Below are 21324 nucleotides of genomic sequence, written 5' to 3'. Positions count from 1 at the left end.
CCTCAATCCTACAAATTCATGGCAGCGGCCAGCTTATTCAGCCGACCGCGCACGGAGCCGTCGATCACCAGATCGCCAGCGCGTATCAATACACCACCCAGCAAGCTGGAATCTGTGGTGCTGCGAACGTTGACGCTGCGCTCCAGTTTGCGACCCAGCGCTTCGCTGAGTCTGCGAGTTGTTTCGTCTTCCAGCTCGAATGCGGAAATCACTTCAACCTCAACCGACCGCTCAAAGTTTGCTTTGAAGGTCGTGAACAGGTCTGCTATTTCCGGCAACAGTGCCAACCGCTTGTTCTCGGCAAGCACTGACAAGAAGTTAACCACTGCTTCAGAAAGGCCTTGGCAGACCTCTACCAATACGGCTACCTGCTGCTCCGCTTTATGCGCCGGGCTCGCGAATACTTTTTGCAGTGTCTCGTGCTCACTGACGGCGGCCAGCAATGTTAGCTGCTCAGCCCAGGCGTCAAGCGCACTGTTGTCACGCGCGTATTCAAATGCAGCCCTGGCATATGGACGCGCCAGTGTGGTCAGTTCAGCCATGTGATCCTCGCACCTACAGTTCCGCAGCTAACTTATCGACCAGCTCGGAATGAGCATCCCGGTCGATAGTCGCGCCCAGCACTTTCTCTGCACCAACCAGCGACAGCGTCGCTACCTGGCCGCGCAGTGCTTCACGTGCACGGTTGGTTTCCTGCTCGATCTCAGCACGCGCAGACGTTTTAACACGCTCTGCTTCTGTTTGTGCCGCGACTTTCGCTTCTTCGATGATCTGGTTGGCCCGCTTGTTGGCAGACTCAACAATAGATGCTGCTTCGTGCTTGGCTTCTTTCAATCGCTCGATGGCCTTTTCCTGGGCCAGCTCGAGGTCATGGCTTGCGCGTTCTGCAGCCGCCAGGCCGTCAGAAATTTTCTGCTCGCGCTCTGCCATGGCTGCCATGATAGGCGGCCATACATACTTCATGCAGAACCACACGAAGCCAAAGAAGGCAATCATCTGCCCGATAAGCGTAAGGTTGATATTCACGCCGTACTCCTCACTGATGTGAAGGGGCCATCTTGTGACTGGCCCCGCTCGTCATTGCGTTTGGGTTGCCCGAATTAGGCCATGCCAGGTGCAACAACGAAGATCAGGTACATAGACAGACCAACGCCGATAATGGGGATCGCGTCTACCAGGCCAGCGCCCAGGAAGAAGGTTACCTGCAGCTTGGGGGCCAGTTCAGGCTGACGTGCAGAGCCTTCAATCAGCTTGCCACCCAGCATGCCGATACCGATAGCAGCACCGAGGCCGCCAAGGCTGATCATGATTGCAGCAGCGATAAGAACGAGTTCCATGAGTTTCTCCTAGAGGTTGATTACCAATAATGAAAGTAATTAGTGATCTTCGTGAGCCATACTGAGATACACGATCGTCAGCACCATGAAGATGAATGCCTGCAGGGTGATTACCAGAATGTGGAAAATCGCCCAACCAATTTGCAGCAGACCGGCTGGCGCCATCCAGGCAACGCCCGCACCGTAAAGTGCTGCAATCAAAATAAAGATCATCTCACCGGCGTACATGTTGCCGAACAGACGAAGCGCCAGGGAGAACGGCTTGGCCAGCAGACCGACGATCTCCATGAACAGGTTCACCGGGATAAACATCCAGTGATTAAAGGGGTTAAGTGCAAGTTCCTTGGCGAAACCAAAGCCCTTCACCTTGATGGAGTAGTACAGAATCAGCACCAGTACACCGATGGACATGCCAAACGTAATGTTGGGATCGGTTGAGGGTACGATCTTGTGATAACTCACACCCAGCACCTCCAAGGTATAAGGCACGAGGTCGACTGGTACCAAATCCATGAGGTTCATCAGGAATACCCAGACGAAGATCGTCAGGGACAAGGGTGCAATTAGCGGGTTGCGGCCGTGGAAAGTGTCGCGGACGGTGTTGTCTACGAACTCTACAATCATCTCCATGGCGTTGATAAAGCCGGAAGGGACGCCAGTTTCTGCACGCTTGGCAACGCGACGGAACATCCAGCAGAAGATGATACCCAGGCCAATAGACCAGATCATGGAGTCAACGTGGATAGCCGTGAATCCCATGGCGGAGGCTTCGGCGCCACCGTGAGCCATGGTCCAGACTCCGCCTTCGGGAACGACGGACACTAAATTGCCATCGTAATCCAGGCGCTCGTACCCTTCCGGCAATTTGCCGTACGTCAGGTTCGTCAGGTGGTGGACAATGTATTCAGAAACCGTTCGGTTTTCGCCAGCCATCTATTGCAACTCTTGAGTCTTGTCTCGGTGTGGCGTTATCGAAGCAAACGCCAACTCCCTATAATTTGTACGATCAGCATGCAGATATAGCCTGCAAATACTGCCATCGCGTCGATGGGCCTGAGCAGTGCAAACACCACTGCGAACCCGGCAGCGCTAAGCACAAACTTGCGCATACCTCCGACATAGCCCATACGGGCCGCTTCCTCAGCTTGGCAAGCACCACGTTTGCGAAAGGCAACCGCTGCGAACCATGCCTGTGGCCCAATCGCCACAAGTGCACCACATATCAGCGACAGTGCGCTTACACCATTGGTGAAAACCCAGGTCCCAAGACCCAGCGGTAGCAGAACAGCAAATTGCGCCACAGTGATGCGATGGACTGGAGGTTTGGCGATGCTGGCGGCCGCTTCTGGCTGCCGCGCCGTACTCCCCTTGCCGTGCCACACGGGTTTCTTCCTCGATTCAGGCGCGCGCATTATAGGGGCATTAGGGGGGCGGTTCAACCAAATGAACAGGCCAATTTAGCGGGAATTTAACGGCCGTTAGCAGCACGTTTCAGTCCATTTGGGACCATATGCCAACGTGATGAGGGATATACCCAAATATGGTGCCTGTTTAAAAAACAAACACTACATACAGTGCTTCACCGCAGCGCATGCGTTACTTGATGTGGCTGAGAATACCGTCCAACTCGTCCAGGCTGTTGTAGGAGAGCACCAATTTGCCCTTACCGCCCTGCCCGTGCTGGATTTCAACACTGGCGCCCAGCTTTTGCGCCAGATCATCCTGTAATTGACGAATATTCGGGTCAACGGTCTTGTTCGGCTTGATTTTGGCGTCATCACCTTTGAGTGTACGCCTAACCAAAGCCTCGGCTTCGCGTACAGACATGGCTTTCGACACCACGGTGCGCGCCGCCGACACCTGGACCTGACCTTCGAGGGCCAGTAGGGCCCGAGCGTGACCCATTTCGAGGTCGCCGCGCTCAAGTAATGTCCTTACCTCATCCTGCAGGCTCATCAGCCGCAACAGGTTTGCCACAGTTGAGCGGCTCTTGCCCACCGCTTGGGCAACCTCCTGTTGTGTGAGCTCAAATTCCTGTTGCAGACGTTGCAGCGCAACAGCCTCTTCCATGGGATTGAGGTTTTCCCGCTGGATATTCTCAATCAGTGCCATCGCTATGGCGGCTTCGTCGGGGACAGGCTTAATCAGCGCCGGCACAGTGTGCAGGCCCGCCAGCTGTGTTGCCCGCCAACGACGTTCGCCGGCGATAATCTCATAACGGGTGTCGGAGATCGGTCGCACAACAATGGGCTGCATCACGCCCTGGGCCCTAATACTGTCAGCCAGCTCCTGCAACGATTCTGGTTCGATATCTTTGCGCGGCTGGTACTGGCCCCGCTGAATCAAATCAACGGGCAATTCCTTAAGCGGGGAATCCTGCGCATCCGCCTTGTCTGTCGGTGCCTTCTCTACAGCGGAATCCGGGCTGGAACCCGCCAACAGGGCATCCAGGCCGCGACCCAATCCTCGTCTTTTCGACACGCTGATTACTCCTGTTCCTGACCACCGGACACGGTGCGTTCCTCTCGCCGGACAATTTCACCGGCCAGCGCCATGTAGGCTTTCGCACCGCGCGAATAGCGATCATAAAGCAAGGCGGGAATACCGTGGCTGGGCGCCTCTGCCAAGCGCACATTTCTCGGCACTACCGTGCGATACACCTTGTCGCCAAAGTGCGCATGTAATTGGGATGAGACCTCGTTGGTGAGGCTGTTTCTCGGATCGTACATGGTGCGCAGAATACCCTCTATCTGTAGCCGGTGATTCACAGACTCAGACACGCGGGTGATCGTGTCGATGAGCGCCGAGAGCCCTTCCAGCGCGAAGTACTCACATTGCATGGCAATGATGACGCCATCCGCGGCCACTAACCCGTTCAACGTCAGCATGTTCAGCGAGGGCGGACAATCCACCAACACATAATCGTAGTCAGCATCGGCTTCAATCAGGGCGGCGCGAAGACGACGCTCCCTGTTGTCCACCTCGAGCAGTTCGACTTCCGCAGCAGTGAGTTCGCCGTTTGCGGGTAACACATTAAACCCAGCTTCCCCGGCGGGTTGCACCACTTCGCTAATCAGGTCGCGATGGACCAACACATCGTAAATACTGCGCTCTAGCGCATGCTTATCCACACCGCAGCCCATGGTGGCATTGCCTTGTGGGTCCAGATCCACAAGGAGTACCCGTTTGCGCATAGCGGCAAGGGACGCGGCCAGATTGACGCAGGTGGTGGTCTTACCTACGCCGCCTTTCTGGTTAGCAATTGCGATTGTTCTGGCCACGTTATTGTTCTCTGTTGGTTCGGGCTTACTTAATTACTGGTGGCATCAAGCAATTGAATATCCAGTAAATGCCGCTCTTCGGTCAGACCGGGAACCGCAAGCTTATGCGACTGTAAAAGCCTCACGCCGTCACCCATTGCCACGAGCTCTGCCTCTGGGTATTGGCCCTTCATGGCCAGGAAATGACCGGCAGGCTGCAGCAGGTGGCGACAACCGGCAATCATATCTGCAAGGGACGCAAAGGCGCGTGACAATACCGCGTCGTAGGGTTCGTCGGGCTGGAACGACTCAATTCTCGCTTGATGCACGGCCATGTTATCCAAGCCCAACGCCGTTTTCACCTGAAAAAGAAATCGGGTCTTTTTCCCGTTGCTGTCCAACAGGGAAAAAGTCCGTTGTGGGTTCAGAATAGCGAGCGGTACGCCCGGCAGGCCACCGCCGGTTCCCACGTCAATAAGACGGTGATACTCCGGTTCCAGATAGGTATGAATCGCCAGGCTATCCAGCAGGTGACGAATCACCATATCGCCGGGATCGCGAATCGCCGTGAGGTTGTAGGCCCGGTTCCACTTAACCAGTAGATCCAGGTAGGCCAACAAGGCCTCAAGCTGTTTGTCGTACAGCGTCAGGCCCAGTGCCTGCGCTCCCCGTTGGAGCGCCATTGCTGTGTTGCTCACGTCAGGCAGATTGCCGTGCACCGACGCCATCTCGCCCGCGCTTTTTCAGGTAGATCAGCAGCAAGGAAACCGCTGCCGGCGTAACACCGGGAATTCGACCCGCACGGGCCAGTGTCTCCGGTCTGGCCTCGGACAGTTTCTGGCACACCTCATTGGAGAGCCCATCCACTGCCGAGTAATCCAGGTCCTGTGGCAGGGCCATGCCCTCATGTCGGCGCAGGCGCTCGATCTCGTCCTGCTGCCTGTCGATATAGCCCGCGTACTTCGCTTGAATGGCCACCTGCTCAGCCGCCTGCTCATCGGATATCGATTCACCTTTCAAAGAGGCCACATCGGCATAGTCCAGCTCAGGCCGTTTCAATAAATCTGCTAGCGAATACTCGCGCGTAATTGGTTTGCCCAGATTCGTCTCCAGCGCTGCCGCTGGCTCGGTGCCCGGGTGCACAAACGTCGTTGCCAGCCGCTGGGTTTCCACAGCGATGGCCTCGCGCTTTGCCTCAAAGCGCTGCCAGCGTTCATCGTCGATAAGACCAAAACCACGACCCGATTCTGTCAAGCGCAGGTCTGCGTTGTCTTCACGCAACAACAATCGGTACTCGGCACGCGAAGTAAACATTCGGTAGGGCTCCAGGGTTCCCATGGAGATCAGGTCATCGACCAGAACACCGATATAGGCTTCATCGCGGCGGGGGCACCAGGGGTCTTTTTCCTGAACAGCCAGTGCGGCATTCATGCCAGCGAGCAGGCCCTGAGCTGCCGCCTCTTCATAGCCCGTGGTCCCGTTAATCTGACCGGCAAAATAAAGACCCGGCACCGCGCGCGTTTCCAATGAGTACTGCAGGTCGCGGGGGTCAAAAAAGTCGTACTCGATGGCATAGCCGGGTCGCGTGATATGCGCGTTCTCGAATCCAGCTATCGAGCGCACCATCGCTATCTGCACATCGAACGGCAGGCTGGTGGAAATGCCGTTGGGGTAAAGCTCCGGTGTGTTCAAACCTTCGGGCTCAATAAAGACCTGGTGCGAGGTCTTATCAGCAAACCGGTGAATCTTGTCTTCAATGCTGGGGCAATAGCGCGGACCCACGCCTTCGATGACACCCGAGTACATGGGTGATCGGTCGAGACCTCCGCGAATCAGGGCGTGCGTTTTCTCGTTGGTGTAGGTAATCCAACAACAACGTTGCTCAGGGTGTTCCTGAACGCTGCCCATGAAGGACATAACCGGCTCTGGCGAATCTCCCCATTGCTCTTCGAGATGGGTGAAATCCACAGAGCGGGCATCGATGCGCGGAGGCGTGCCGGTTTTCAGTCGCTCCACGCGGAAAGGCATATCCCTCAAGCGCTGCGCTAAAGCGATGGACGGCGGATCGCCTGCCCGACCACCCGCGCTGTTATCCAGCCCGATATGTATGCGACCACCCAGAAAGGTGCCTGTCGTCAAGACAACTCGAGGAGCCCTGAACACTAGCCCCATCTGCGTGATCGCACCGGCGACTTTCCCTTGCTCTAGCAGAAGGTCATCAACGGGCTGTTGGAAAATCAAGAGATTAGGCTGGCTTTCGAGAATGCCGCGGATCGCATTTTTATAGAGCACGCGATCTGCTTGCGCTCGCGTAGCGCGCACGGCGGGACCTTTTCGAGCATTGAGCACCCGGAACTGGATGCCCGCCGCATCCGTCGCACGCGCCATTGCGCCACCCAGGGCATCAATCTCTTTGACGAGATGACTTTTACCGATACCGCCAATCGCTGGATTGCAGGACATTTGCCCCAGGGTATCAACACTGTGAGTGAGCAGCAGTGTACGGCAGCCCATACGAGCAGCCGCCAGACAGGCCTCGGTGCCGGCATGGCCGCCGCCAATGACTATCACATCAAAGTGCTGTGGGTATTCCACGTGACTGCTCTCTGCTACCTAATTTAACGGGGTGGGCGATTATACGCATCCAATGGGAGGCTGTACAAAATTCAACCGCTGATCCCGTAAGGGCTTTTGTCAGTACTTGCCGAGTTGTTCGCTGCTCTCATCCTATCTTTTATTAATAAATAAATATTATCTGTATGAAGGTATATAGAATTATTGTTACTACTATTAAGGACTCGCTATCCGCTGGATAAATCCCTTTTCTGCTTTCGTATTAGTGACTTACACGAATGATAAGTGCTGTTAAATGTGTTGCCTTATCAGGCAATAATCCCTGTATCGATTGTGCGTAAATGCTCGCGTCGTCAAACACCAGGCATTACATCGTCACGGCTAGCGAAGTTGTACACGTTAATCAACGAACTTTTGCAGGCTTTCATCCACACGTCGGCAGCTGGCGGTTAGAAAAAGTCAGCGCATGGCTCCATAAGCCAGCTTAGGAGAACGAACGCTTCAGGAATCTGTGAGGAGCATCGGGAACAACAGTGAGTATGTTGTGGATTACTTGCCGATGCAAAAACTCGAGAAAATCTCCCCCAGCAAGTCGTCACTGCTCAGCTGTCCCGTGATGTCACCCAGGTGTTGCTGACACTGACGCAGATCTTCCGCCAGTAATTCTCCTGCGCCTGCTCCTAGGAGTTGAGCCTGACCGTTCTGCAAGCTTTCTTGCGCTCGTGTCAGCGCATCCAGATGGCGTCGTCTGGCGCTGAATACGCCTTCAGTGTTCTCGGTGTAACCCATGCACTGCTTCAAATGATCCCGGAGTACGTCCAACCCTTCGCCTGTGCGCGCGCTGAGGTTGATGTGGTGGCTGTCCTCAGCGAAGCCTGCTCTCAATTCACTGATGTCGCATTTATTGAAAACTACAGTGACCTTCTTGCGGTCGAAGGTGTGATCCTTGGTGGGCCAGAGATCATCGTAGCCAGCATGGATAATGCCGGGCTCGGTGCCGTCGACAACCAGCAGAATGCGATCTGCTGAATCCAGTTCTGCCAGAGCGCGTCGTATGCCTTCTTTCTCTACCGCATCACCAGCGTCCCGCAGACCCGCGGTATCCACTATGTGCAGAGGGAGGCCATCAAGCTGAACGTGCTCGCGAAGAACATCCCGGGTAGTGCCGGCGATATCCGTCACGATCGCACTGTCCTGCCCCGCTAGCGCATTCAATAGGCTCGACTTTCCTGCATTGGGCTTTCCCACGATAACGAGCTTCATACCTTCCTGAACCAATGATCCCTGGCGGGCGTGCTCGAACACTTCATCCAACTGGGTAATGAGATTTTGTAGCTGTGACGCGACTTCTCCGTCGGTCACAAAATCGATCTCTTCCTCGGGAAAGTCGATGGCCGCTTCAACGTAGACGCGTAAATGGGTAACCGCTTCAACAAGACTCTGAATGGCGTCAGAGAAGGCACCGCTCAGTGATCGGTTTGCGTTAAGGGCCGCCTGTTCTGTGGTGCTGTTGATGAGATCGGCAACGGCCTCTGCCTGCGCCAGGTCCATTCTGCCGTTGAGGTAGGCGCGCTCCGAAAACTCACCGGGTCTGGCAAGTCGGGCGCCAAGGCGGATACAGGCCGATAACAATAAATCCATCACCACAGGGCCGCCATGCCCCTGCAGCTCTACGACGTGCTCCCCGGTAAATGAGTGTGGCGCGTGAAAGTACAGCCCCAAACCCGTGTCGACGGCTCCCTTGTCCGGGTGATTGAACCGCGTGTAGTGGGCGTGTCGGTTAGTGAGCGATTGCCCACAAATGGTCTCCCCGATCCGCAAAGCCTGCGAACCGGAAAGACGAACAATGCCAACACCACCTCGACCCGGCGCCGTCGCTATCGCGGCAATAGTGTCGTTGTCTGATGCCCTTGTGGCCGACATAGGGTCAGGCAGCGGCCTTCTCTATCTGCCGCGTGATATACCACTGTTGAGCCATGGACAGCAGGTTGTTCACTACCCAATACAGCACCAGCCCGGCGGGGAACCACAGGAAGAAGAAGGTAAAGATTACCGGCATCCACTGCATGATTTTTGCCTGCATGGGGTCCGGCGGTGGCGGATTCAGTTTCTGCATAAACCACATGCTGGCGCCCATAATGAGCGGCAGCACGAAGTAGGGATCCATCACAGACAGATCATCAATCCACAAGGCGAAGGGCGCATGCCGAAGTTCGACACTTTCCATGAGCACCCAGTACAAAGCGATGAATACGGGCATCTGCACCAGGATGGGAAGGCAGCCACCCATCGGGTTGATCTTTTCCTTGCGGTAGAGATCCATCATCGCCTGAGACTGCTTCTGTTTGTCATCGGCATACTGCTCACGAATATCAACGATCTTCGGTTGCACCCGGCGCATGTTAGCCATTGATCGATAGCTGGTTGCGGACAACTTGAAGAAGGCACCTTTAATGAGGACGGTCAGCAGGATGATGGCAGCGCCCCAGTTGCCTACCAGTTCATGAATTTGGTTGAGCAACCAGAACAGGGGCTGCGCGATCCACCACAGCCAGCCATAGTCGACGCTGAGGTCCAGATAAGGGGATATCTCTTCCAGGCGATATTGATCTTTGGGTCCCGCGTAAAAGCCTGCGCCCACAGACCCACTCTGTCCGCTGTCCAGCGTTAGCGGTGGGCTGGTAAATCCAGCAATATTGAATCCTGTATTGGTCACCCGCGTGGTGTAGGTATGGCTTTGCTCGGCATTGGGAATCCAGGCGCTGAGGAAGTAGTGCTGAATCATAGCAATCCAGCCGCCGGGCAGTTGCGCGCGGAACGGGTCTTCACGCATGTCCTGAAAATCGAACTTGGTGAACCGCTCTTCCGGTTGTGTTAGCGCAGCGCCAAGGAAGGGGTTGAGACCCATGCCCGCGCTATCACCAGCGGGCTGGGGGCTGCTGTCGCGTTTGATTTGCCCGAACAAGTTAGCCTGCCAGCGCGCGCCGCTGTTGTTTTCGATCAGGTAGTCCACATCGACCAGATAATCGCCTCTGCGCAGAGTGAAACGTTTAGTCACTGAGACCCCTGCCTGGGTATAGCTGAGATCGACTTGCAGCTCGTTGGTGCCTTCAACCAGGTCGAAGCGCGTTTGAGCAGCGCTGAACGTGGCCCGGCCGTTGCTGTCGATGCCGTCTGGGCCAATCAGGCCGCTCTGAGCCACGTAAACCCGGTTGGCGTTCTGCTCTAACAGAACAAAAGGCACATCGGGGTTGTCGATTTCTGCCAGATGCTTGGGCAGCGCGACCTCTACGATGTCACCGCCGTCCAGATCAATAGCGAGCTGCAGCACGTCGGTATATACCTGAACGATGCGCCCGGCATTGCTGCTTGATTGCGGTGCAGCTTCGGTAGTTTCCGGTTCCAACGTTGGCAGGTCATCAGAGCTTTCAACCGCCGGTGCGTCGAGCGTGACCGGAATATCGGCTTGTCCGGATGCTGAAGCTATGCCCGTGCCGCTATCGGTGAGTCGCGTTTGTGGCGTTACCGCCTGAGCTTCCCGTTCACCCGTGAAGGCTACCCACTCGGTGAGTAGCATGAATGACAGTACGGCGATGACGCCTATTAGCAAAGAGCGTTGCAAATCCATAAGAGTGTCAGGTCTGTGAAATATCGTGTTTAGTAGGAACCGGATCTACGCCGCCTTCGTGCCAGGGGTGGCATTTACCGATGCGCCTCAGCGCCATCTTGCTTCCTTTTATTGTCCCGTGTTCTTCGATGGCCTCAATGGCGTAACTGGAACAGGTTGGGTGGAAGCGACAATGATGTCCAAGGAACGGACTCAGGCAGGCTTTGTACACAGTGATCAGTGCTATCAGCAGGCGGCGCATAACTGTGTTCACGATTCCGATGTAGGGGTGGCTGCAATCTGTTTGGCCAGCTTCGACCATTGCTCGCGCAATATAGAGGATAGTGCGCGCTTATCCAATTGGTCGATGCCGCGTCTGGCGAGGAAGATCGTATCCAGCGGAGGCTGCTGTTCAGGTAACTGTCTGAAAGTTTCCCTCACCACGCGTTTGATACGGTTCCGCTGTACAGCCAGGCGAACATTTTTTTTGGCGACAACAAGCCCCAGACGCTGTTGGTTGTCAGCGGCTGGTTTGGCTAGAAGGAGAAAGTAGCGGTGAGACGCCCGGGCTTCGTTATGGTCGAAAACCTGTTTGAAGTCCGCGGCTTTGAGCAAGCGCTGTGACTTGCCGAAAGTCGCGGGTGCGCGAGTGCCTGTCGCACCGCCCACCCGGCGCGACATTAATTAGGCTGCGAGACGCTTGCGACCTTTGGCACGGCGGCGGTTCAGTACCTGGCGACCACTTTTGGTAGCCATGCGTGAACGGAATCCGTGAGTGCGCTTGCGCTTAAGTACGCTGGGCTGAAATGTTCTTTTCATGACAATTGTCCATATTGTGCAAATCGATGCCCTACCCTGCCGATTCTTGCGGCGCCGGGAGGGGGCGAAAAAAGGTGGGCTATTCTATTGAAACGGACCATGGGTTTCAATCTCTAGCTCGCCTATTTTTTGTGCCTGCCCATAAGACACAACAGGCGGCACAGGCAGCCTTTTCTTCGCCCCTATCGTACGTATCCGACGCGGGTTTTTATTCAAGGCTGAGAGGCTAGGTATTATGCGGTCTTCGAGTGGTTTTCCACAGATTTTCTTCAATTTGACGACAAGATATCCACAGAAAGACACCCCGAAAATATTTTTTGTTTATATGGTTATGAAGTGAACGAAAAATCTATAACTATTTGATAAATAAAGAATAATAATATTATTCTCTGTTTAATATTTTTGTGGATAAGTCTGAATCCCGGTAGTATGATTCGTGCTGTCGGTCGGGGGAAGCGCGGTCGACACTCCAAAATTTGATAACAACATGAATAGTCACTAGCCATCACCGCCAGATGGCCGGAGGGGAAAGTTTTGCCAGGTGTAATTTGGCAACATTGTATCGATAGGCTCCAGGATGAGCTGCCCTCACAGCAATTCAATACCTGGATTCGACCCTTACAAGCCAACGAGCAGGGCGAGCAAATCATGCTTTTTGCGCCCAATCGATTTATTAAGGATTTTGTTGCGGACAAGTTCTCGCAGCGCATCAACGAAATACTTCAGGAACTGCAGGGCTCAGGTAGCCCCGGCGTACTTCTTGAGATCGGTAATGGTGATGTCAGCCCCCCGCCCAGCCCAGTACCCCCTTCGGTGACTCCCGGGTTATCGGGGGATGCGGTGTCAGGGCTACGACCACAGAGTTTCGGCCAGGTTTCACCGGTAGCCATAGCTACAGATCCTTTCAAAGGGTCGCCGGCTGGGGCTTCTCCCGCACCCGCATCCGTGCAGACGCCACAGCACAAACATAATCTGGTTGAAAACTACGTTTTTGACAGCTTTGTGGAAGGTAAGTCCAATCAGCTGGCACTGGCAGCCGCGCGGCAAGTGGCTGAAAACCCTGGCGATTCTTACAACCCGCTGTTCTTATACGGTGGAGTAGGATTGGGTAAGACGCACCTTATGCATGCAGTAGGCAATGCTTTGAGGCAGGAAAACCCTGATGCTCGAGTGGTGTATCTGCATTCAGAACGTTTTGTTGCCGACATGGTAAAGGCGCTGCAGCTGGGCGCCATTAATGAGTTCAAGCGATTTTACCGCTCTGTTGACGCGCTGTTGATCGATGATATTCAGTTTTTTGCCAAGAAAGATCGTTCGCAGGAAGAATTTTTCCACACGTTTAATGCCCTTCTCGAGGGTGGGCAGCAGATGATTCTGACCTGCGACCGATATCCTAAAGAGATTGACGGTCTCGAAGAACGCCTGAAGTCCCGTTTTGGCTGGGGCCTGACGGTTGCCGTGGAGCCGCCGGAGTTAGAGACTCGAGTGGCTATCTTGATGAAAAAGGCCACCGAGGCACAAATAGACCTGCCCCCGGATGCCGCCTTTTTTATCGCACAGAGAATCCGTTCAAATGTGCGAGAGCTAGAGGGCGCGCTCAAAAGAGTGATAGCAAGCGCTCGCTTCACTGGGCGAGATGTCGATATCGACCTGATCAAGGATAGCTTGAAGGATCTACTGGCCCTACAGGATAAGCAGGTCAGTATGGACAATATCCAACGTACGGTTGCTGAGTACTACAAGATAAAAGTCGCGGACCTTATGTCGCGGCGGCGCAGTCGTTCTGTGGCCAGGCCCAGGCAAATGGCCATGGCGCTGTCCAAGGAATTGACCAACCATAGTCTGCCTGAAATTGGTGATAGCTTTGGTGGTCGAGACCACACGACAGTTCTTCACGCATGTCGTAAAATCAAAGAGCTTCGTGAAACAAGCTCGGATATCAGCGAAGATTACAAAAACCTGTTGAGATCACTGACCACCTGATCACGGCTTATAAAACATAATTTCTCATATGTGCGCACACCCGCGGTAAGTGGTGTGAATGCTGTGTGCACAAAGACCACTGTAAGGACCGTCGGAAACCATGAAGTTTACCGTTGCCAGAGATGAACTGATTACCCCCCTCAACCAGGTAGCCGGTGTGGTTGAACGCCGCCAAACGCTGCCCATACTGGCAAACGTATTGATGGTGCTAGAGGGTGAACGCCTGTCTCTGACTGGCACCGATCTCGAGGTCGAACTTATCGGTCGCGTTGCGGTCGCCAGCGCCGACGGAGACGGTGAAGTGACGGTTCCCGCGCGTAAGCTGGTGGACATCTGCAAGTCGCTACCGGAAGGTAGTGATATCCAGTTTTCTGTGGAAGAAGGCAAGGTGACAGTCAAATCCGGACGCAGCCGATTCACACTCTCAACCCTACCCCCGCGTGAGTTCCCCAGCGTTGAAGATGGCTTGGGAACGCACCAATTCACGCTCAAACAACGCGACCTGCGCCGGCTTATTGATAGAACCAGTTTTGCCATGGCCCAGCAGGATGTGCGTTACTACCTGAACGGTATGCTCTGGGAAATTAAAGGCGGACAGCTACGTGTTGTAGCCACGGATGGCCACCGCCTGGCCATGTGTACCCTGCAGTCTTCCCTGGAAACAGATTCTGATGCTCAAGTTATTCTTCCCCGTAAAGGCGTTCTGGAGCTGGGCCGCCTGTTGGGAGATGAGGATGCGGATGTATCAATCGTGATTGGGAGCAATCATATCCGTGCGACAACGGAGCGTTTTACCTTCACTTCCAAGTTGGTAGACGGCAAGTTCCCCGAGTACGAGCGCGTGTTGCCGCGCAACCCTGACAAGATAGTTAGCGGCTCACGCTTAGAACTGCGCCAAGCCTTTACGCGAACAGCGATTCTGTCCAACGAAAAGTACCGAGGTGTTCGCCTGAAGCTGGGTGAGAACAACCTGGATATCGTCGCCAACAACCCGGAGCAGGAACAGGCCGAAGAAGTGGTTCCTGTGGAGTACAGCGGTGACGGTCTGGAAATTGGATTCAACGTAAGCTATTTGTTGGATGTGCTCGGCGTCCTTAGCGGCGAAACCATCAAGCTTTCTTTATCCGACCCTAACAGTAGCGCCTTACTGGAAGAATCAGATAGCGGTGACTCTGTTTACGTTGTTATGCCAATGCGTCTGTGATGCATTGTTAACGGTGCACCCGATACGATACGGGTTGGTAAAGTCGCGCTGCCAGACGGTTTCCTGTGCTTAGTCGCCTCGAGATCCATAACGTACGGAATCTTTCGACGGCGCGATTAAGCAGTCTGCCCCGGGTTGCGGTATTTGCAGGCCCCAATGGCAGTGGAAAAACCAGCCTATTGGAGGCAATCCACCTATTAGGGCTTGCTCGTTCTTTTCGTAGTACACGAGTAAAAACTGTCATTCAGCATGGCCAGCCCTCACTCACGGTGTTTGGTGAAGTGGCAGCGGCAGGCTCACAGCGCTCAGTGCCTTTGGGTGTGCAACGTACCACTGATGGTGAGCTGATTCTGAAGTGCGACGGCGAGCCTTTGAAAACAGTGGCAGCGCTCGCTGAACAGCTTCCCTTACAAGTCATCAATGCCGATAGCTTTGACCTACTGGTGGGCCCGCCCAAAACGCGACGCCAGTATCTCGATTGGGGAGTGTTCCACGTGGAACATGCGTTCCTTGGTGTCTGGCAGCGCTATCAACGGGCACTTAAACAGCGCAACAACCTCCTCCGCCGTGATAAAATCGACGACAATGCATTGGCCCCCTGGACCAATGAGTTGATTCAGGCGGGTGAAGCGATCGATGCTTTACGATCGGCTTTCTTTGAAGCCCTTGAGCCATGCTTTCAGGACGTGTTGGCCAGTCTGAGCTCGGGTCTGGACGGTGTGAGCCTCAGCTATCGACGTGGTTGGGATAAGTCCATGTCTTTACGTGATGCGCTCGAGAAGACCCGTCAGGCCGATATGGAGCAGGGTTATACCCATAGTGGACCACAGCGTGGTGATGTCCGCGTAATGGTCGGTCAACATCTGGCAGCAGATACGCTCTCGCGTGGGCAGCAGAAGCTGGTGGTGTGTGCCATGAAACTTGCACAAGGTCGCCTGCTGACAGAGAAGAAAGCGTCGAACAGTGTGTATCTGGTGGATGACTTACCTTCGGAATTGGATTCAGAGCACTGCCGGCGTGTATGCCGGAGCCTGGATGAACTGGGGGCCCAGGTGTTTATCACCTGTGTAGACGCCGTAGATATTGTATCGGTGTGGCCAGAAGGCTCATCACCAACAGTGTTCCACGTGGAACAAGGAAAACTCGCATAGCATGCGCCGCTTGGCGCCATGTGATGCACCGGCAAGGGCTGTAGGACCTGGCCGGCACCCGTAAAAAGAAAGAGATAAAACCAGTATGAGCGACAACGAACCGCAATACGATTCCTCCAGCATCAAGGTCCTCAAGGGCTTGGATGCGGTTAGGAAGCGCCCCGGCATGTACATCGGTGATACCGACGATGGCACTGGCCTTCATCACATGGTGTTTGAGCTGGTCGACAACTCAATTGATGAGGCGCTGGCCGGCCACTGTAGTCAGATTGATGTTGTTATCCATCCGGATGAATCTGTCACCGTGAGCGATAACGGCCGTGGTATTCCCACGGAAATGCACGAGGAGGGAGTGTCGGCGGCAGAGGTCATCATGACGGTATTGCACGCCGGCGGTAAGTTTGACGACAATACTTACAAAGTATCCGGCGGCTTGCACGGTGTGGGTGTCTCCGTGGTCAACGCGCTCTCTTCCGAGCTGGTTCTGACGATTCGCCGCGAAGGCAAGATGTACGAGCAGGTCTACCACCACGGTGTGCCCGAGGCGCCGCTGGCGATCATGGGCGATACGGAAACCTCCGGCACTGCCGTGCGTTTTGTGCCTTCGGCCGAGACCTTTACCAACATCGAGTTCCACTTTGACCAGCTCGCCAAGCGCTTGCGAGAGCTGGCCTTCCTCAATTCAGGCGTATGCATCGTGTTAAAGGATGAGCGCAGTGGCAAAGAGGAAACCTATAACTACGAAGGCGGGCTAATGGCCTTTGTGGACTACCTGAACAACAACAAAACCCCTATTAACAAGGCGTTCCATTTCCAATTAGACGCGGATGAGGGCATCGGTGTTGAGGTGGCCCTGCAGTGGAATGACTCCTTCCAGGAAAGCATTTTCTGCTATACCAACAACATACCCCAGCGCGATGGCGGTACACACCTGGCGGGCTTCCGGGCCGCGCTAACGCGTAACTTGAACAGCTACATCGAACGTGAGGGGCTTGCCAAGAAAGCGAAGGTCAATACCACGGGTGATGATGCCAGAGAGGGTATTACAGCGATCATTTCGGTGAAGGTGCCTGATCCAAAGTTCTCCTCCCAAACCAAAGACAAGTTAGTGTCTTCCGAAGTTAAAACCGCGGTAGAGCAGGCCATGAACGTGAAGTTCAATGATTACCTGCTGGAGAACCCGCAGGAAGCCAAGGCCGTTGTTGGCAAAATGCTGGATGCTGCCCGCGCTCGCGAAGCTGCGCGCAAGGCACGTGAGATGACACGCCGTAAAGGCGCCCTGGACATTGCCGGTCTGCCCGGCAAATTGGCTGACTGCCAGGAAAAAGACCCTGCCCTGTCAGAGCTTTATTTGGTGGAGGGTGATTCCGCGGGTGGCTCTGCCAAGCAGGGTAGGAATCGGCGTTTTCAGGCCATTTTGCCCCTTAAGGGCAAGATCCTTAACGTTGAAAAGGCGCGGTTCGACAAAATGCTGGGGTCTGCTGAGGTAGGCACCATAGTGACGGCTCTTGGCTGTGGCATTGGCAAGGAAGAATTTGATGCCGACAAGCTCCGCTATCACAGCATTATCATCATGACCGATGCCGACGTTGATGGGTCTCATATTAGAACCCTGCTGCTGACGTTTTTCTTCCGGCAGATGCGGGAGCTGATTGAGCGCGGCCATGTCTTTATCGCACAGCCCCCGCTGTACAAGATAGCCAAGGGTAAACAGCACCAATACCTGAAGGACGATGAGGCCCTGGATGCCTACCTGACCCAGTCGGCGCTGGAAAGTGCCTCGATCTACGTTAATCCAGACGCGCCGCCCATTGCTGGCAGTGGGCTTGAAGACCTGGTCACCCAATACCGCGCGGTGGAGTCGACTATCGAGCGCCTCAGTCGCCTGTACGCCCCTGAAGTGCTGTGGCAGTTGATCGAGTCATCTGCCTTGAGTCTTGAACAGATGGCCGATGAGAGCGCGGTGCAGGGTTTTGCAGAGGCCTTAAGTGAGCGCTTGCAAACCTCAGGAGCCGGCTCTGCCAACTACACTGTGGTGGTGCGCAAGGATACTGAGCGCAGTATTTTCTACCCGGTGGTGCGTGTATTGGCCCATGGTGTTGAGTCAGAAACTGAGTACCAGCATGAGTTTTTCGCTTCTGGGGAGTACCGCAGTCTGGTTGCCTTGGGCGAAACCATGAATACGCTGATCGACGAAGAAGGCTACTTCCAGCGCGGTGAGAAGGTCCTGCATACGCGACGCTTTGACGAAGGCCTTGCCTGGCTGATGGCTGAGGCAAGAAAGGGCTACAACATACAGCGCTATAAGGGTCTGGGTGAGATGAACCCAGAGCAGCTTTGGGAGACCACAATGGACCCCGAAGTGCGCCGTATGCTGAAGGTCACGGTTGAAGATGCGATTGCTGCCGACCAGATCTTTACCACGCTCATGGGCGACCACGTTGAGCCGCGTCGCGACTTTATTGAAGAAAACGCGCTGTCGGTGGCAAACCTGGATGTGTGAATTAACACCGAACCTGTCCGCATTGCCATTGGGCAATGCGGCATTAGCCCGCCCCATCATCGATTGGAGTTAAGTCATGGCCTATGAGTTGACGGGTCGCATCAAGCTGATTCAGGACGCCAAGACCTTCGACAGTGGTTTTACCAAGCGCGAAATGGTGGTCACCGTAGAGGATGGTCGCTACCCACAGGATATCAACCTGGAATTTGTACAGGACAAGGTCGCACTACTTGATAGCCTCCAGACTGGTCAGGATGTGACGGTGACCTTTGATATTCGCGGGCGTGAGTACAACGGGCGTTACTTTAACAATCTACAGGCTTGGAAAGTGGCGCCTGCCTCGGCAGCGCAGGAAGAGTACGCACCCCCTCCTCCGCCACCGCCGCAGGATATTCCCGATGACGATATTCCGTTCTGAGTCCTTAGGCCTTGCAGCTGTTGCGAGGCCACGGATTGTCGATCAGGGTAAAGGGCCTGCTCCGGTAAATGTCACGCCGGACAGTCTCGCCATGCTCTCCTTCCACGTTCCCAAATCACCGGGATTGAAGTCGGAGAGATGCCTGTGGCCGCAGGCCCTGGCCAATACCTTCATTAAATTGACGCTGGCGTCGAGATAGCGCGCCAGCTTTTCAGCACTGAGTTCAACATCCAGACGGGCGCGTAGCTCAGGCTTCTGCGTAGCAATACCCGCGGGGCAGTTATTGCTATTGCATATGCGCGCGCCCACGCACCCAATGGCCTGCATAGCGCTATTGGCCAGAGCAATACCGTCCGCGCCCAGAGCCAGTGCTTTAACAAAATCCGTATGGGTTCGCAGTCCGCCTGTAATAATGAGGGTGACTCCGCCGCTGGCACCTTGACTGTCGAGGTACCGCCGAGCTCTGGCGAGCGCAGGAATTGTGGGTACGCTGATGTGGTCCCGGAACATTTCCGGTGCTGCGCCGGTTCCCCCGCCACGACCATCGAGAATGATGTAATCAGCCCCTGCATCAAGGGCAAATTGAATATCGCGCTCTATGTGGTTGGCGCTCAGCTTAAAACCCACGGGAATGCCGCCGCTGATTTCTCGAACACGATCAGCGAAGTGTGCGAAGTCGGCGACGCTGTTCAGTTCAGAAAATGTTGGCGGTGAGATGGCTGGCATTCCCGGTTCGATGCCCCTGACTTCAGCGATTTTGCCAATGTTCTTCGCACCCGGCAGGTGGCCGCCAGTGCCGGTTTTTGCCCCCTGACCACCTTTGAAATGGAAGGCCTGTACACGAGTGAGTAAAGACTCGTCGTAACCAAAACCTGCACTTGCGAGTTCATAGAAATAGCGGCTATTGGCCAACTGTTCTTCCGGTAGCATGCCACCTTCACCGCTGCAGATTCCCGTGCCAGCGATATCGGCACCTCTGGCCATGGCCGTCTTGGCCTCTTCCGATAAGGCACCAAAACTCATGTCTGACACAAATAGGGGAATATCCAGCTGTAAGGGCTGTTTTGCCTCTGGCCCGATGACCAGTTTGCTACCGACGGACACATCCTCCATCAAAGGAGAAGTGGCCATCTGTGCCACCAATAGCTGAATGTCATCCCAGTCGGGCAAGGTCCTTCTGGGTACCCCCATTGCTGCCATAGGGCCGTGATGGCCGACCTGGTCCAGGCCGGTATTTGCTAACTGATGTATCAGCGCAACGGTGGGCTCTTCGGGTGTTGCGACCGCCTCTGGCTGCGCGTTACCAGACGCAATCACGCCGTCGCCAGGTTTGCCGATGTTATCGTCGCTGAAACGGCTGTGCGTACCATCACAATAAGGCGCGTTTGCCGAGTGCTTGCACTGGCACAGATAGGATTCGCCGGTCTCCTGCGCGGTAAATGCCTGCGGCGTGAACTCTGTGCCCACGTGCGAACCATCGCAGAAGGGCTGGTTGTTGGAGAGACCGCAGCGGCAGAAGTAGTACTCTTCCCCCTCCTTTAGCTCAATGGGGACAGGTTTGTTGTCAAAGACAATAGGCTGTGCCATGTCAGGCTCCTCCCGGAAACTTACCCGACTGATAATCTTCAATCGCTTGCTCAATCTCCTCGGCCGTGTTCATCACGAAGGGCCCATAGTGAGCGACCGGCTCTTTAAGTGGCATTCCCTGAAACAGCAAAACCCCTGCGCCCTGCTCACCGGCTGACAGTGTCAATTGCTCTCCCTGTGAGGTGATGAATAGCTGCTGGTGAGTGATGGACCTCTCCCCTACCTGCGCATCGCCATCGTAAACATAGCCCAGCACAGCAGCCTGTGGTTTTGTGACCACCGTAAGTTGTGCCTGGGGTGCGAGTTGCGCATCGGCGATGCCGGCTTGCTCGGCCAGTTTCTCCAACGGTCCTGTCATCGGGCTGCCATTGAACGACCAGTCACCGGCAATCACGGTCACCGATGTATTCCCCTCAGCCCAGTGCGCTAAGCCTGCCAGGGGTACGTCACGGTACTGGGGCGCCGACATTTTTTGTGCACGCGGAAGGTTGACCCAAAGCTGGAACCCGTGGAGGCCGTCGCTGTCTTGTGTGGGCATTTCGGAGTGAATGATGCCGCGCCCGGCAGACATCCACTGGGCTCCGCCGCTGCGAATTTCACCGCGGTTCCCCTCGCTGTCTTCGTGAACAATCCCGCCCTGTTTCATGTAAGTCAGCGTCTGCATTCCCCGGTGCGGGTGCGGTGGAAAACCGCCAATGAAATCTTGTCGGTCGTCCGAGCGAAGCTCGTCAATCATCAGTACCGGGTCCATACCCGCATGTTGCATGCCAGCGATGCGCTGTATCGCGACGCCATCGCCGTCGCGGCTGTTGTGTGCGTTTCTAATCTCCACGATAGATCGGTTAGTCATCTTGGCCTCCTCAGTGACTGGCCTCAGAATA

21 protein-coding genes are annotated in these 21324 nt (G+C 55.1%); 5 read left to right on the top strand and 16 right to left on the bottom strand.

Annotation, left to right across the window (positions count from 1 at the left end; genetic code table 11):
- Nucleotides 1–8: 8 nt before the first annotated feature.
- From IE089_RS10470 to rpmH, 14 genes are all read right to left on the bottom strand, one after another.
- Nucleotides 9–542, bottom strand: a complete 534-nt coding sequence (locus IE089_RS10470) for a F0F1 ATP synthase subunit delta (protein ID WP_189477766.1) — start codon at nucleotides 540–542, stop codon at nucleotides 9–11.
- A 13-nt stretch (nucleotides 543–555) separates the two neighbouring features.
- A complete protein-coding gene (locus IE089_RS10465; protein ID WP_189477765.1) occupies nucleotides 556–1026 on the bottom strand; it encodes a F0F1 ATP synthase subunit B in 471 nt (156 codons plus the stop codon).
- 74 nt (nucleotides 1027–1100) lie between these two features.
- Complete coding sequence (atpE, locus tag IE089_RS10460) at nucleotides 1101–1337, bottom strand: F0F1 ATP synthase subunit C (protein ID WP_189477764.1); 237 nt, start codon at nucleotides 1335–1337, stop codon at nucleotides 1101–1103.
- 39 nt (nucleotides 1338–1376) lie between these two features.
- Nucleotides 1377–2270: a F0F1 ATP synthase subunit A gene (gene atpB / locus IE089_RS10455; RefSeq protein WP_189477763.1), complete on the bottom strand. Its 894-nt coding sequence runs from the start codon at nucleotides 2268–2270 to the stop codon at nucleotides 1377–1379.
- Between the two features lie 35 nt (nucleotides 2271–2305).
- Nucleotides 2306–2719: an ATP synthase subunit I gene (locus tag IE089_RS10450; RefSeq protein ID WP_189477762.1), complete on the bottom strand. Its 414-nt coding sequence runs from the start codon at nucleotides 2717–2719 to the stop codon at nucleotides 2306–2308.
- A gap of 214 nt (nucleotides 2720–2933) precedes the next feature.
- Nucleotides 2934–3818, bottom strand: a complete 885-nt coding sequence (locus IE089_RS10445; RefSeq protein WP_189477761.1) for a ParB/RepB/Spo0J family partition protein — start codon at nucleotides 3816–3818, stop codon at nucleotides 2934–2936.
- Nucleotides 3819–3823: 5 nt separating this feature from the next.
- Entirely contained in the window at nucleotides 3824–4618 is a 795-nt protein-coding gene (locus tag IE089_RS10440; RefSeq protein ID WP_189477760.1) for a ParA family protein, read from the bottom strand.
- A gap of 29 nt (nucleotides 4619–4647) precedes the next feature.
- Nucleotides 4648–5325: a 16S rRNA (guanine(527)-N(7))-methyltransferase RsmG gene (gene rsmG / locus IE089_RS10435; protein ID WP_229802709.1), complete on the bottom strand. Its 678-nt coding sequence runs from the start codon at nucleotides 5323–5325 to the stop codon at nucleotides 4648–4650.
- Entirely contained in the window at nucleotides 5297–7192 is a 1896-nt protein-coding gene (gene mnmG, locus IE089_RS10430; protein ID WP_189477759.1) for a tRNA uridine-5-carboxymethylaminomethyl(34) synthesis enzyme MnmG, read from the bottom strand. Before mnmG ends, rsmG begins: the two co-directional genes overlap by 29 nt.
- 528 nt (nucleotides 7193–7720) lie before the next feature.
- On the bottom strand, nucleotides 7721–9094 hold the full coding sequence (gene mnmE / locus IE089_RS10425) for a tRNA uridine-5-carboxymethylaminomethyl(34) synthesis GTPase MnmE (protein ID WP_189477758.1): 1374 nt from the start codon (nucleotides 9092–9094) through the stop codon (nucleotides 7721–7723).
- Nucleotides 9095–9098: 4 nt separating this feature from the next.
- Nucleotides 9099–10799 carry a membrane protein insertase YidC gene (gene yidC / locus IE089_RS10420; RefSeq protein WP_189477757.1) on the bottom strand — a complete coding sequence of 567 codons (1701 nt, stop codon included), beginning with the start codon at nucleotides 10797–10799 and terminating at the stop codon, nucleotides 9099–9101.
- 7 nt (nucleotides 10800–10806) lie between these two features.
- On the bottom strand, nucleotides 10807–11040 hold the full coding sequence (gene yidD / locus IE089_RS10415) for a membrane protein insertion efficiency factor YidD (protein WP_189477756.1): 234 nt from the start codon (nucleotides 11038–11040) through the stop codon (nucleotides 10807–10809).
- Nucleotides 11041–11048: 8 nt separating this feature from the next.
- On the bottom strand, nucleotides 11049–11459 hold the full coding sequence (gene rnpA, locus IE089_RS10410; protein ID WP_189477755.1) for a ribonuclease P protein component: 411 nt from the start codon (nucleotides 11457–11459) through the stop codon (nucleotides 11049–11051).
- 3 nt (nucleotides 11460–11462) lie between these two features.
- Nucleotides 11463–11597: a 50S ribosomal protein L34 gene (gene rpmH / locus IE089_RS10405; RefSeq protein ID WP_189477754.1), complete on the bottom strand. Its 135-nt coding sequence runs from the start codon at nucleotides 11595–11597 to the stop codon at nucleotides 11463–11465.
- 534 nt (nucleotides 11598–12131) lie between these two features.
- Between rpmH and dnaA the strand changes: the two genes are divergently transcribed.
- The 5 genes from dnaA to IE089_RS10380 all read left to right on the top strand — a co-directional run bounded on the left by dnaA (nucleotide 12132) and on the right by IE089_RS10380 (nucleotide 18856).
- Complete coding sequence (gene dnaA, locus IE089_RS10400) at nucleotides 12132–13580, top strand: chromosomal replication initiator protein DnaA (protein WP_189477753.1); 1449 nt, start codon at nucleotides 12132–12134, stop codon at nucleotides 13578–13580.
- Between the two features lie 100 nt (nucleotides 13581–13680).
- The gene (gene dnaN / locus IE089_RS10395; protein ID WP_189477752.1) at nucleotides 13681–14784 is read left to right on the top strand and encodes a DNA polymerase III subunit beta; all 1104 of its coding nucleotides are present in this window, start codon (nucleotides 13681–13683) and stop codon (nucleotides 14782–14784) included.
- A gap of 65 nt (nucleotides 14785–14849) precedes the next feature.
- Entirely contained in the window at nucleotides 14850–15935 is a 1086-nt protein-coding gene (gene recF / locus IE089_RS10390) for a DNA replication/repair protein RecF (RefSeq protein WP_189477751.1), read from the top strand.
- An 85-nt stretch (nucleotides 15936–16020) separates the two neighbouring features.
- Entirely contained in the window at nucleotides 16021–18438 is a 2418-nt protein-coding gene (gene gyrB, locus IE089_RS10385) for a DNA topoisomerase (ATP-hydrolyzing) subunit B (protein ID WP_189477750.1), read from the top strand.
- Nucleotides 18439–18514: 76 nt separating this feature from the next.
- Nucleotides 18515–18856 (top strand): DUF3127 domain-containing protein, encoded by a 342-nt coding sequence (locus tag IE089_RS10380; protein WP_189477749.1) that lies wholly within the window; start codon nucleotides 18515–18517, stop codon nucleotides 18854–18856.
- 42 nt (nucleotides 18857–18898) lie between these two features.
- On the opposite strand, the gene IE089_RS10375 is transcribed toward IE089_RS10380, so the two are convergent.
- Nucleotides 18899–20443, bottom strand: a complete 1545-nt coding sequence (locus IE089_RS10375) for a glutamate synthase-related protein (RefSeq protein ID WP_189477748.1) — start codon at nucleotides 20441–20443, stop codon at nucleotides 18899–18901.
- Nucleotide 20444: 1 nt separating this feature from the next.
- A complete protein-coding gene (locus IE089_RS10370; RefSeq protein WP_189477747.1) occupies nucleotides 20445–21293 on the bottom strand; it encodes a pirin family protein in 849 nt (282 codons plus the stop codon).
- Nucleotides 21294–21324: the final 31 nt, after the last annotated feature.

It is taken from the genome of Parahalioglobus pacificus, from assembly GCF_014652275.1.
Lineage (GTDB): Bacteria > Pseudomonadota > Gammaproteobacteria > Pseudomonadales > Halieaceae > Parahalioglobus > Parahalioglobus pacificus.
This window is presented reverse-complemented; position numbering and strand designations above follow the sequence as displayed.